The organism is Streptomyces sp. 8L, assembly GCF_020176795.1.
Lineage (GTDB): Bacteria > Actinomycetota > Actinomycetes > Streptomycetales > Streptomycetaceae > Streptomyces.
On record NZ_JAIUKE010000347.1, the window covers coordinates 1 to 13,865 of the forward strand.

Annotated in this window: 5 protein-coding genes; all 5 read left to right on the forward strand. The window is 73.5% G+C overall.

Translation table 11 applies throughout. The features are described 5' to 3' along the window. Positions 1-1,284 (forward strand): carboxylesterase family protein (locus LCE31_RS25925; RefSeq protein WP_225018191.1); only part of this gene is annotated, 1,284 nt, incomplete at its 5' end. Between the two features lie 1,020 nt (positions 1,285-2,304). Continuing rightward, positions 2,305-5,292 (forward strand): helix-turn-helix transcriptional regulator, encoded by a 2,988-nt coding sequence (locus tag LCE31_RS25930; RefSeq protein ID WP_225018205.1) that lies wholly within the window; start codon positions 2,305-2,307, stop codon positions 5,290-5,292. Positions 5,293-5,947: 655 nt separating this feature from the next. After that, positions 5,948-8,995 (forward strand): AAA family ATPase, encoded by a 3,048-nt coding sequence (locus tag LCE31_RS25935; RefSeq protein WP_225018199.1) that lies wholly within the window; start codon positions 5,948-5,950, stop codon positions 8,993-8,995. A gap of 55 nt (positions 8,996-9,050) precedes the next feature. Beyond that, positions 9,051-9,701 carry a helix-turn-helix transcriptional regulator gene (locus LCE31_RS25940; protein WP_225018201.1) on the forward strand — a complete coding sequence of 217 codons (651 nt, stop codon included), beginning with the start codon at positions 9,051-9,053 and terminating at the stop codon, positions 9,699-9,701. 165 nt (positions 9,702-9,866) lie between these two features. After that, entirely contained in the window at positions 9,867-13,847 is a 3,981-nt protein-coding gene (eccCa, locus tag LCE31_RS25945; protein ID WP_225018203.1) for a type VII secretion protein EccCa, read from the forward strand. Positions 13,848-13,865 lie beyond the last annotated feature (18 nt).

The following is a 13,865-nucleotide window of genomic DNA, read 5'->3' on the forward strand; positions in this document are numbered from 1 at the left end:
GCCCACCCGCACGTCGGCCAGGAACTCTTCCCCGACCCCGTCATCGCGGGCGATGACGCCCTCAACCTCAACGTTTTCGCCCCTGCCCAGGGTGAGGGGCCCTTCCCTGTGGCCGTGTGGCTCTACGGAGGCGGCTTCTTCACCGGCAGCAACGCCAGCCCCTGGTACGACGGAGCCGCCTTCGCCCGCGACGGCATCGTCTTCGTCGTCCCCAACTACCGTGTCGCCGCCGAAGGGTTCATGATCCTGGACGACCAGGTCGCCAACCGCGCCCTGCTCGACATCACCGCCGCCCTGACCTGGGTACGCGACAATATCGCAGCCTTCGGCGGCGATCCCGACAACGTCACCCTGGCCGGACAGTCCGCCGGCGCGAGCGCCGCCCTCGCCCTCACCGGCGCCCCTGCCGCCCGGGGCCTGTTCCGCCGCCTGGTCGCCATGAGCGCCGGCACCCCGCTGCTCGCCCCGCTGGACCGTATGAAGCAGCTCTCCTCCGACTTCGCCGGCCAACTCGGCGTACCGCCCACCCGCCAGGCCGTCTCCGCCACGCGGGTCGCGCGCCGCATGGAACTTGAGGAAGCGTGGTTGCCCGGAGAGGTGCGCATACCCGCCGAGAGTGTCGACGATCGCGCCCGCCAGGCAGGCCGGGACGCCCTGCGCTGGCAGCCCACCCTGGACGGCGAGGTCGTCACCACCACGCCCGAACGAGCACTCGCCGTCCCCGGCGCGGTGGAGGCGCTGCTGATCGGGACGACGGCACAGGAATGGAACTTCCTCCTCGGTGACCTCACCTCCGCACCCAGCACCGAGGCCGCGCTTGAGGGCATGGCCAATCTCGGATACGTCGCCGAGGACCTCGACGCCTACCTCGCCGGCCTCGGCACCGGCAATCCCGGTCACGCCCTCGCCCAGGCGCTCAGCGACCGTACGTTCAGGCGCCCCGCCCGCCGCATAGCCAACACCGCCGCCCAGGCCGGCACACCCACCTACACCTACCAATTCGCCTGGCCCGCCCCGCTTTTCGGCGCCGCCCACTGCGCCGACCTCCCCTTCGCCTTCGACCACCTCACCGCACCGCAGGCCCCCGAACTCCTCGGCCCCGACGCACCCCAGCACCTCGCCGAGCGGATGCATACCGCCCTTGTCCGCTTCGCACACGGTGACGATCCTGGCTGGCGCGCCTGCACCCCTGACGAGCCCCGCACCATGGTCTTCGACCACGACTCACGCGAGTGCGCCGACGGTCTCGGCAAGACCCCCAACCACCTCAAGAAGCCCACCTGACCCGTCTCCCGCACCATGCGCGGGCAGACCGCGATCGCGTGCGACGACCTCGTGGCCCCGGCGCGGGCCGGGGCGCGCAGCGCGCCCGGCGCGGGGCCCGCCAACAGCAGCCCGATGCCGGCGAGCGTCACGCGTCACGTGCCGTGGGCGCTTCGGGCGGCCCGGCGGGAGCAGGCCGCGAAACGCTACAGCCTGCTGTACCCCGGAGGGACATGCCCGCGCTACCTCCGGCCGAGCAGTCTGCGGGATCGTCCGGAGCGGAGGCCGGTCGATAGCGTCGAGCATGCCTTCGACCACCGAATCCGCGGAGACCTCCCCATGACGAACGTCATCTCCACGCCCCCGCGCCGCCGGAGCGCCTTTCCGGCCTGTTCCACGGCTCGTCGTAGCCGTCAGCGCCGCCATCAACCTCGGCGCGTCCTTCGGCGGTTCGCACACCCTGAACCATCTGTAATCCGGCACCGTGACGCTCTCAGCGTCGCCTTCTCCGCCATAAACGCGCTGCGCGCGGCGCGTCCGTCGGACGGCCCGTAGACACGTCGCGGCCGGGCCGCCACCGGAAGCCCCACATGCGTGTCGCTCTCTCCACGGACTCCGGGCACAACGTTCACCCGTCACACCGGTTCCGTTCGGCGCCCGGTGTATACATCACTGGGTACCGGCCGATCATCAGGCCATTGCCTCCCGAATGGTCTGCTCGGTACCAGGCCATTGTGTACAGACTCGATGTACGGATGTCCCCGTACCGAGGAGCGACGCGGGACCGCGCGTCCGGGGCGTCCCGGACGTGGCGGGAATCTTTTGAAGGATGGAAATTCTGCCTCTCGTCCGGTCGGAGCCGTTGCCGTCAGGCTGAGGACAGGCTCGGACCGACCCGCGAGGCGCCCCTTGAGCACGCCGCTCGGCAGTCGGATGCCGGCGCCGTCGGGAACGCGTCAGGGGGAGGGGCTGCCGGCCTCTCCCGGTTGACGTGCCTGGTGAGTAAGGAGGGATCGGGTGTCACAGCACCGGCCCGTTCTGGTGGGAAGAGACGACGAAGTCCGTGCCGTGGCCGAGACCCTGAGAGGCGCGGGCCCGGCGCACACGCTGGCGCTGACCGGGGCCGCCGGAGCGGGCAGGACGGCCGTGCTGGCGGAGGCACGGCGGATCGTGGCCGGCGAGGGCGGCAGAGTGCACCGCCTGGCCTGGGAGTCGGCGGAAGGCCGGCCCGGGGTGCCCGCGCTGGCCGACGCCGTCTGCCGGGTACTCGCCGAGGTGCACGACGGCCGGCTCCCGGTGCGCGTCACTGAGATCCGCCGGGCGGCACTGCGCACCGCGGATCTGGACGGCGATCTGACCGTGCTGTCGGCCATGGGCAGGATGCTGGCCGACGCGGCTCACTACTTCCCGTTCGCGCTGGTCGTGGACGACTGCGAACGGATGCCCGCGCCGACCGGCTCGGCGCTCGGGCTGATGCTGCGCGCGTTCCGGCCCGCCGGACTGCCGGTGGTGCTGGCCTGCCGCTCGGAGGGCCCCGGGCGGGCGGACCGGGGGCTGTGCGCCGCCGCCGACCGGGTGCTGGACCTGCCGCCGCTGGCGGCGGACGACGTGCGGACGCTCATCGGCCAATGGCTGGGCCGCCCCTGCGACTCCGAGGCGGCGCGTGCGGTCATGCGCTCGCTGGGGCCGCTGGCGGGCAATCCGCGGGCGCTGCTGTCCGTCGTCGGAGCGCTGACGGAGGACGGCGGGCTGCTGGACGTCGACGGCCGGGTGCGTCTGCTGGACGGGCGTGACGCCCTTCGCCTGGGCGGGACCGTGCGGGAGGCGTGGCGTGTCGCCTGCCCCGGGCTGCCGGTCGACGCGGCTGTCCTGGGCGGGGCGGTCGTACTCGCCCATCTGACCGGTGCGGCGGAGTTCCGGCTGAGCGATGTGCAGGACAAGGTGCGGCGGGTGCCGCGGTTTTCCAACGAAGCGGCACGGACCGTGGACATGCTGGTGTCCCACCACGTGCTGACCGTCGACCCGGCCGGGGCCCTGTCGTTCGCCGTACCCGCCCTGGCCGCGGCGCTGCGCAGATCGACCCCCTCCGGCGACCTGCCCGCGGCGCACGCGGCGATCGTCGCGTCGGCCGTCGCCAGGCTGGGTCCTGCGGCGGGCGCCGACCACCCCCGACTGGCCGAGCATGTGATGGCGGCGGGCGGTCTGGTGGACGGCGAGGTCGCCGGCCCCCTGCTGCTGACGGCCGCGGGCGCGTACGCCGGCGGAGCACCGGACCGCGCGGTACGCGCCTACCTGGAAGCGCTCCGGTACCTGCCGGCCGGTCACCCCTCCCGTACGCGCGTACTGCGCACGGCGGCCGTGCTGGCCTGGCGCAACGCCGATCACGTCGGCCTGCTCGCGCTGGGCGGGCCGCTGTGCGCCACCGTCGCCGCCGGGCCGGGGCCCGTACCGGCGGAGTTGGGGTCTCCCGCCATGACCTGGGGCCTGGCCGCGTTGTACGAACACCTGGGGCCCGACGGCGAGAACGCGGAGCCGTGGGCGGTGGTACGGCAGGTGCCCGGGGGGCCCGAACTGGCAGGTCTCGGCGGCCGCTACGGGATCGGCCCGATCGTGCCAGGACCGCGCCGGGGACTGCCGGACGCGGGCGGTACGCCACGACAGGCACCCCACGGCGCGACACCGGGCGAGGGGACGGCCGCCGGGGGGTCACCGCTCGTCGGAACGCGCGGCGGCGGTCAGCGTGCCGCGCGGGGAGCGGGCCTCGGCCTCTCCGGGGTGGCGGCGCCGGGCACCGGGCCGGCCGGCGGGGGATTCGCGGGCGAGGCGTCCGACGTCCTCACGCGGATCTCGGTCGGGGCACCCGATGCCGTCCTGCCGTCTCCCGCGCAACTGCGGCTGCTGGCCGCGGCCGTCGGCGGCGGTGACGCCTTGCGGGCCGCCCACGGCGACCTGCCCCCGGGCGGACTCGGTGACAAGGGCCTCGAAGCGGTGCGCACCGCCGCGGGCTACGGTGATCTGGCCGGGGCGTTCGCCGAGATCCTGACGAGATCGTGCCAGACCTCCTGGGGCACCGTCGCCGAGCGCTACCACGCGATGGTCAACGCGTATGTCGCGGGGCGCTGGGAGGAGGCCCTGTCGTACGCGCGCGGAATCGCAGCGCGCTTCCGGCCCCCAGGGGCGGCCGGCGTCGGCGTCCTGGCCCGAGTGCTCGCGGCCGAGATCCACTGTGCGATGGGAGAGCAGCAGCGGGCCCTGGCGTGGCTCGGACAGGTTCCCGACACCGTCGCGCATCCACTGGGCGGCTGGGTCCGGCTGGGGGTGCGCTACCGGGCGGGGAACCCGGAGGAGGCGTTCGACGGCGCCCGGCGCGATGTGCGGCGGGCGCGCGAGAACGGTCTGCTGGCCGGGCTGGAGCGGCTCCTGGCGCGGCTTTTCCAGTACGGCGTCTACGGGGAGAGGCCGGAGGTCAGCCACCGGGCCATGGCCGAACTCGAAGCGCTGTACGAGGAGTCCGCCGCACCGAGGGCCGGTGAGGTGATGATGCTCGCGAGGTCGGTGCTGCGCCAGGACCCGGAAGGCGTCAGACAGGTGCTCGGTCTGGCCGCGGCGGGGGACAGGCCGTTCAAGCTGCTGTGCCTGGAGATGGGTGCCTTGGCGGACGGCGACCCGGAGCCCTGGCTTGCCGCCGCGATCGAGGAGGCCTACTCCCTGGGCTTCCGGCACATCGAGCGGTCCCCGCTCGGACACAGGGCGCGCATGCGCGGGCTCAACGTCACGGCGCCCAGGCGGCGCGCTGTCGGCGAGGAGCAGGGCGAACTGGACCTGCGTCTGGTCGAGATGGTCACCAGAGGAGCGACGAACCGGCAGATCGCCGTCCAACTGACGTGCAGCGAGAAGACGGTGGAGCAGCGTCTGACCCGGCTGTTCCGGCAGACCGGATGCCGGTCCCGGTCGGAGCTCGCGGCAGCGCGGCTGAACGGGCGCCTGGGCCGGCTCGGACCACGGCTGAACGGGTCGGCCCGGCGGTGAACGACGTGGCCGCGGCGCCGTCGACCGCGGCTCGTGGTCCAGTCGTCGCAGGCGGAATGACAGGGCTCCGGGACCGGACTCGCTCCGAGCGCGGCCCTCCCGCCGCCGTCGCCCCCCGGGCGCCTGCCGACAGACGTGGCCGCGGACGCGCTGACGGCCGTCCCGCCCTTGCCGTACCGGGGCAGGCCGGCGCACACAACGGTGGCGGCGTCCCGCGGCAGGACGCGGTGTGGGCCTCCGAACGCCCGGGCGGCGGAGGCGCGTTGGCCGGGGAAGCTGGGACCGGCCTGTCCGGTGCCGGAGCCAGGCCGTCGGAACTGCGCGCCCACCTGCCACGGGTCCCGCGCGCCTCGTTCTTCCCGGCCGTACGCAGGGGACCCGTCCGGACAGGCAGTGTGTCCCCTTCCGTTTCCCACCGCGGGGCAGTGAGTGGAGATAATCCGGACCCACCGCATCGCCGTCCGGCGCGGGCGGGGTCCCGGTCTTCGCACCACCGGGACGCGCGGATCGGCGCCGCCCCCTCCCCGGAGCGCCGCGCTTCGGACGTGAGCCCGAACCACCAGGAGGAAAGGTGCCTTTGTACGGCGAGACCCCGCGAGCGGACCGTCATACCGCGGCGGCCGCCGGCTCCGACAGCCGCCGCCGGGGAGACCTGGTGGCCGAGACCGAGGCGGACGGCGGCACGCCGGCCGTGCGTGCCGAGTGGGAAGAACCCCTCGACGGCCGTGAGCGGGAGGCGGCCCGCATCGACCGCGCCCTCGGCGATCCCGAAGGACCGCGTCTGGTCCGCGTCGTGGGCGAACGCGGCGCGGGCCGCACCGCGTTCCTGCGGGCCGCCGCCCGCAGACAGCGCGCGGCCGGTGCCGTGGTGCTCTCGGTGGACTGCGCGCCCGAGGACCGCGAACAGCCCTACCTGCTGGCGCTGCGGCTGCTGAGGGCCCTGGAGCGGCCCCGGGCCGAGACGGGCGGCCAACGGCGGGCCGGCGATCCGCTCGTGGAGATGATGGCCGCCGTCGAGCACGGCGACCGGGCCGCCGCGGCGGACGCGCTCGCCGCGGCGCTGGCGGACGCGGCTCCGACGATGCTGTTCGTGGACGACGCGCAGTACGCGGACGACGCGTCCGTCGGCCTGATCGCCGGGCTCGCCACCGGGCTCACCACCGGGCTCACCACCGGGCTCACCACCGGGAAGGGGGCGCCGTCCGTCCGTCTGGTGCTGTCGCTGCTCAGGGCCGGCGCGCCGGCGAACCGGCCGTGGACGCCGGACGGCGGTGGCGCGAGCGGCCCGCTGGAGGCCCGCGCCACCCCGGCCGGGACGATCGAGCTGTCGCCCCTGGAGCCGGCGGCCGTGGCGGCCCTGCTGGCGCGGCGGTCGGGGGCGGCTCCTGGCAACGCCCTGGCCGAACTGGTGCACCGGCTGAGCCGGGGCCTTCCCGCCGCGGTCGACGTCCTGCTGGCCGAGTGGGCCCGGCAGGGTGACATGGAGCGGGTGGGCGAGCGGGCGCTGCTGGACATCGCCGGGGTGCTGCCCGCGGTGCCGCGTGACAACCGGTTCACGCGGGCGCTGCACGCGCTGGGCGAGCCGGCGGTCGCGGTCGCCTCGGCGCTGAGCGTGCTGTGGCCGCTGGGCCCGGCCGCGAGCGTGCTGACCGCCCGGGTGGCGGGACTGCCGCCGGACGAAATCCGCCTCGGCCTGCGTGAGTTGGTCGCAGCGGGGGTCGTCGAGGAGCTGCCGGTGCGCGAGGACGGTGAAGCCGGCGGCTGGACGTTCCGGATTCCCCTCGTGGAACACCTCGTGCGGGAGCGGTTGGGCCCGCTGGAACGGGGCCGCCTGGCAGCGGCGGCGGTGGAGGCGTTGTGGGCGGCAGAGGCCGGGCCCGGTGAAGGGGAGGCCGGCTCGGCACCGGCGGTCCGCGTCGTGGACGAAGCAGCCGCGGACACCTATCTGCCGGACCGGATCGTCGAGGCCGGCACCCTGGTGGACGCCGATCGGGCCGTGGCGGAGCTCGTCGCCGCCGCGGAGCGGATGGGACGCGCCCCCGGACAGCGCCGCACACTGCGGTGGCTCAGGGCGGCTGACCAGCTGACCGGTGACACCGGTGTGCGCGACCGGTTGCTGCTCGCCCGGGTCGTGCGCGCCTCCGTCGAGGCCGACCACGGCAGTGTCAGGGGAACCGTCGAGGAGTTGCTGCGATCAGCCGCGGGCCGGGGCGGCCTCGCCGAGGAGACGCTCCAGGCCTGTGTGAGCGCGCTGGTGGGAGCGGCCTCGGGGACGGGCGATCTGCCGGAGCTGTCCCGGATGACCGAGGCCCGCTGGTGGTGGCCGCTGGTGCGGACCCCCGCGGCCGTCGCGCTGGGCCGCGCGGTGGCGTTGGGCTGCCTGGGCCGCTGGGAGAAGGCAGGGGACGTGCTGGCGCGGGCCGAGAGGATGTGGAGCGGCGCGGGCCCCGCCCGGGTGCTGCCCGAGGTCTGCCGTGGTGTGTTCGAGCTGGCGCTGGGCCGGCCGGAGCGATTCCGGCGCACCCTCGCGATGCCGGAGACCGACGGCCTGTCCGAGCTGAGCCGGTACCTGGTGTCCCTGCTGCAGGTGCAGCAACTCCTCGGCCAGGGCGATCTGCGGGGAGCGAACGACCTGCTGGCCGCCAGGCGGCTGTCGGTCGAGGACATGCCCACCCATGTCCGGTTCCCCTGGCACAGGTTGGAGGGCCGCTGGGACGAGGCGATGGCGGATCTGCGCTGGCTGACGGCGAACGGCCACCCGGTCGCGGCCAGCCTGCACCTCCATGTCCATGCCGAGCGTGCCACGGTGATTCTCCTGGCCCGCGGCCGGATCGGCACCGCACGGAGGCTGATCGACGACATCCGCGAGGGCCTCGGCCGCATCGCGGAGCCACGCCACGTGCTGGACCGCGCCGAGGCCGAGATCGCGCGGGCGCTCGGCGAGCCGGCGGAAGCCGTACGGCTGTTGCGGCGCGGCCTGGAGACCGCACGGGCGCACGGCGAGGTCTTCGCGACCGACGAACTGCTGGCCGAGCTGGCCGGTCTGCTCGTCGAGGCGGGAGATCCGCGGGGCGCGGCGGAGTGCGTACGACGGCTGGGGGAGGTCGCGGCGCGGACGGAGGACGGGCGGAGCCGGCTGCTCCATCTGCTGGCGTCCGCCCGGCTGCACGAGGCGGACGACCCGGACACCGCCCGGGCGTTGCTGGCGGACGCCGTGGCACTCGCCCGCCACCGGCGGCAGCCGTTCGAGACCGCCACGACGCTGCTCGCCGCGGCGCGGCTCGACGAGAACCCCCGGGAGCGGCTGACCGAGGCATACGAGCTCTTCGACCGGGTGGACGCGCCGCTGTGGCGCTTTTGGGTACGGGCCGCCATGCGCGGGGCCGGCCTGACGGCGCCCGATCGTGAGGGAGCCCTGCTGGAGAACGACCGTCTGCTGGCCACACTCGTCTCCGAAGGGCTGAGCAACCGGCAGGCCGCCGCGGTGCTCGGGCTCAGCCCCGACGCGATCGCCAACCGGCTGACCCGCTTGTTCGCACGCAACGGAGTGCGCTCCCGCACGGAGCTCGTGACGGCTGTGCTGCGAGGGCCGGACCGGGAACGGACCGGCTGGGCGGAGATCACGCGCACCGAGCGGTCGGCGGGCGCGCCACCTTTCCCTGTGGCTAGCCGAGGGGGGATGGACAAGTCCGTCATGGGTTGATATGTGCGTGACAGCATCCTCGGAAAGGTTCAGACCTCGAAACAGGAGGGCGTCGATGCGGCAGGAAGTGCTCGTTGGCAGCGTGAATGTGGCGGTTCACTCGTCCGACGGACTGACGCGTGCCGGGATCATCAGCTATGTGCGGCACGACCACCGGCTGTCGCTCGTGGAATCCGCGAGCGACGCTGACGTCACGGTGGTGGTCACCGAGGTCGCGAACGCGTCGACGCTGGGCCTGCTGCGCAGACTCGCCGAGGAAGCCGAGGCCGAACCGGGCAGTATGCACTTCGTGGTGGTGGTCGGCAGGCGCTGGGAGGCCGACCTCTCCGCGGCCGTCGACCGCGGAGTGCGCGCGGTGGTCCCCCGCGGCACCTTCGTCGCCGACGAGTTCGCCGCGACGCTGGTCGCCGTCTCGCAGGGCGGCGGCAGCCTGCCCGCTCCGCTGCAGGGCGCGCTGATGGAACAGATCCTGGTGGTCCAGCGCGAGGTGCTCGCCCCCCGGGGACTGAGCGCCACCGGGGTGAGCGCCCGCGAGGTGGACGTGCTGCGGCTGCTCGCCGAAGGGCGGGAACTCTCGGAGATAGCGGAGAGCCTGCGTTTCTCCGAACGCACCATCAAGTACGTGCTGTACGGGGCGATGAAGCGGCTGGGCCTGCGCAATCGCGCACACGCGGTGTCGTACGCCATCCGCGCCGGACTCATCTGAAAGCCCCGGGCCCGCCCCGCTGGACGACCGGGCAGACCGGCCTGTTCCCGCGGACAACGTTCCCGCTCGGGCGCGTGGGGGCCGGGACGCCGCTCCTAGCCTGAAACCGGCCCCGCCGACGGGCCGCAGCTCCGCGGAGCTGCCGACGTACGTGAAGGACAGCACATGAGCACCGTGGTCGTGAAACGCCCGCCCCGTGCATCCGGTCCGCAAGCTCCCGAGGGACAGATCGAGCTGGCCGAACCTCCCGTGCTCGGCGAGCAGGCCGCCGCGGGCCTCTCCTCCGCGCTGGCGTTCCTGCCGATGGCCCTCGGTGCGGGCGCCATGGGCATGATGTTCACGGTCGGTTCCCGGTCTCCGTCCACGTTCATGATGTCCGGGATGATGGGCGTCTCCATGCTCAGCATGGGGCTGGGACAGCTCGGCAGGAAGGGCGCCGAGCGCAAGCGCAAGATGCGCGCGGAACGCCGCGACTACCTGCGCTACCTCGCCCAGTTGCGCACCCGCGCCAGGGAGGCCGCGGCCGAGCAGCGGGCCGCGGCCTCCTGGGACAACCCGCGCCCCGCGGACCTGTGGTCCCTCGCCTCGGGTTCCCGCCTGTGGGAACGCAGGGGCGGCAACGACGACTTCGGGCGGGTCCGGATAGGCGTCGGCAGCAGCCGCGCCGGCCTGGAGCTGGTGCCGCCGGAGACCAGGCCGGTCGAGGACCTCGAACCGCTGACGGCCGTCTCTCTGCGGCGCTTCACCAAGGCGTTCCAGTCCGTCGGCCAGGTACCGGTGTCGGTGCCGCTGCGCCACTTCACCAGCGTGGAGTTCGCCGGCGACGGCCCGGCAGCCCTCGGCCTGCTGCGTGCCATGCTCGGCCAGCTCGTCGTCCTGCACGGCCCGGACGAGCTGCGCGTCGCCGTCCTCACCGACACCGTCGGCCGCGAGGAGTGGAACTGGCTGAAGTGGCTGCCGCACAACGCCCACGCACACCAGGAGGACGAGGCGGGTCCGCTGCGGCTGGTGGCGGAGGACCCCGACGAACTGCTCGGCCTGGTGGGCGCGGAGGTGGCCGACCGCCCCGAGTACGGCTCCGGTTCGCCGCCACGGGTGACGGAGCCGCTGATCGTCGTCGTCGCCTACCGCGTGCGCATCCCGGAGACCTGCCGGCTGCTCACCGGCGGCATCCACAACGTCGTGCTGCTCGACGCCACCGGGGGGATGACCGGCGGCCCGCACGTGCTGCGGCTGACCGTACGGGACGGCGAGGTGGAGTACCCGGTGGCCGACGGCTCCGTCACCGCGCGGGCCGACACGCTCACCCGCACGACAGCCGAGGACCTGGCCCGGCAGCTGGCCCCGATGCGCACCGGTGGCGGTGTGGAACTCGTCGAGGAACCACTGGAGACCGACTTCGACCTCGGTTCCCTGCTCGGCGTCCGCGACCCGCGCTCCTTCGACGTCGCCGCGCTGTGGCGCACCCGGGCCGCGCAGAGCGCCCGGCTGCGGGTGCCCATCGGCATCACCGAGGACAACGAGGTGCTTGAGCTGGACCTGAAGGAGTCCGCGCAGACCGGCATGGGCCCGCACGGCCTCCTGATCGGCGCGACCGGCTCCGGCAAGAGCGAGCTGGTGCGCACCCTGGTCATCGGGCTGGCGGCGACCCACTCCTCCGACGTGCTCAACTTCGTGCTGGTGGACTTCAAGGGCGGCGCCACCTTCCTCAACATGGACCGCCTGCCGCACACCTCCGCGGTGATCACCAACCTCGCCGACGAGCTCCACCTCGTGGACCGCATGCGCGACTCGCTCAACGGCGAGATGATCAGGCGGCAGGAGGTGCTGCGGGAGAGCGGCCACTCCTCGCTGTTCGACTACGAGAAGGCCCGGCTCGCCGGCGCGCCGCTCGCCCCGCTGCCCTCGCTGCTGATCGTCGTCGACGAGTTCTCCGAACTGCTGGCGAACAAGCCGGAGTTCGTGGAACTGTTCGTCACCATCGGCAGGCTCGGCCGCTCGCTCGGGGTGCATCTCCTGCTGGCCTCGCAGCGCCTGGACGAGGGACGCATCCACCGCGTCGAGGGCCATCTGTCGTACAAGATCGCGCTGCGGACCTTCTCCTCGATGGAGTCGCGCAGCGTCATCGGGGTGGGCAGCGCCTACGAGCTGCCGTCGGCCCCCGGCAACGGCTACCTGAAGGTCGACACCACCAACCTGGCCCGTTTCAAGGCCGCGTATGTCTCCGGGCCGTGCCCGGAGACCGCCGCCGCGCGACCCGCCGAGGCCGCCCTCGGCTCCGGTCAGGTGGTGGCCTTCGGCATGGAGCAGCGTGTGCCGCGGGCCCTGGACGCGCCGGAGGCGCCGGACGCGTTCCAGACGGCCGGCGAGCGGTTCGCCCAGGGAGCCGGGCCGCTCCCCGAGCCCGCGGGCGACGACGAGGAGAGCCTGCTCGACGTCCTGATCGAACGCCTGGAGGGGGCCGGGCCGCCGGCCCGCCAGGTGTGGCTGCCGCCGCTGGAATCCCCGCCCAGCCTCGACCAGTTGCTGCCGGGCATCGTGCCCGACCCCGAACGCGGCATGACCGTGGGCGACTATCCGGCGCTCGGCGGACTGCGCGTGCCGATCGGCATGGTCGACCGCCCCTTCGAGCAGTTGCGCGAGCTGCTGGTGGCCGACCTGTCCGGGGCGGACGGACACCTGGCGCTGGCCGGCGCTCCGCAGACCGGCAAGTCCACCATGCTGCGCACCCTGATGCTGTCGCTCGCCCTCACCCACACCCCGCGCGAAGTCCAGTTCTACTGCCTGGACTTCGGCGGCGGCGGACTCCAGTCCACGGCAGGTCTGCCGCATGTCGGCTCCATCGCCACCCGGATGGAGCGCGACCGGGTGCAGCGCACCGTGGAGGAGCTGACGCAGTTGCTCGAAGTACGCGAACAGCGCTTCACCGAGCGCGGTCTTGAGTCGATGCGCGCCTACCGGCAGGCGCGTGACCGCGGTGAGATCGACGACCCGTACGGTGACGTCTTCCTGGTCGTCGACAACTGGTCGACCATCAAGCAGGACTTCGAGGACCTCGAACCCCGCATCACCGATCTGGCCGCCCGCGGCCTGTCGTTCGGACTCCATGTCGTCGCCTCCGCGGTGCGCTGGTCGGAGATCCGGCCGCGCGCCCGCGACCTGTTCGGCACGAAACTCGAACTGCGGCTCGGCGACGCCATGGAGTCCGAGTTCGGATCGAAGCTCGCGAAGAGTGTCCCGCCCCAGGCCGGCCGTGGCCTGACCAAGTCCAAGTTCCACTTCATGGGGGCGCTGCCGCGGCTGGACAGCTTCTCGGGCGCCGACGGCCTCACCGAGGCGACCAAGGCCGCAGTGGCCGAGATCGACGCCTTCTGGACCGGCGCTCCGGCGCCCGGGGTGCGGCTGCTGCCCGTCAGGCTGCCACTCGACAGACTGCCTCGGCCCGAGGGCGACCTGCGCGTCTGCCTCGGCTGGGACGAGCAGCGGCTGTCCCCGGTGTGGCACGACTTCGCCACCGCCCCGCACCTGATGGTGTTCGGTGACGCCGAGACCGGCAAGACCAACGTGCTGCGCGTCGTCATCGATGCCATCACCCGCCGCTACCGGCCCGAGGAGGCACGCATCCTGCTCGCCGACACCCGGCGCGACCTGCTGGCCGTCGTCCCCGAGGAGTACCGGGTGGGCTTCGCGGTGGACGGTGAGGCCCTGACCTCGCTCGTCGACAGCGCCGCGGTGTCGGTCGGCAAGCGGATACCCGGCCCCGACATCGCTCCCGAGCGTCTGCCCCGCCGCGACTGGTGGAGCGGGCCGCGGCTGTTCATCCTCCTGGACGACTACGACCTGTACGGCGGTGGGTCCATGTCCAACTCCCCGCTGAACGCCCTCGGCCCGATGCTCGTGCACTCGGCCAACATCGGCCTGCACATGGTGATTTCCCGGTCCACCTCCGGTGCGAGCCGCGTCATGATGGACCCGGTGCTGCGCCGCATGTGGGAACTCGGCAGCCCGGCGCTGCTGCACTCCTACCCCAAAGAAGAGGGCAAGTTCATCGGCGAGGCCCGGCCGCGCACACTGCCACCGGGCCGCGCCCAACTGGTCACCCGCCGCGGCGTGCGGCTGATGCAGGTCGGACATGCCGGACCCTGACCCCCTCCGCCGCGCCCC

Bases quoted from the DNA above. Each gene is read 5' to 3' on its own strand.
- LCE31_RS25940 (WP_225018201.1), top strand. From the start codon at position 9,051: ATGCGGCAGGAAGTGCTCGTTGGCAGCGTGAATGTGGCGGTTCACTCG.
- eccCa (WP_225018203.1), top strand. From the start codon at position 9,867: ATGAGCACCGTGGTCGTGAAACGCCCGCCCCGTGCATCCGGTCCGCAA.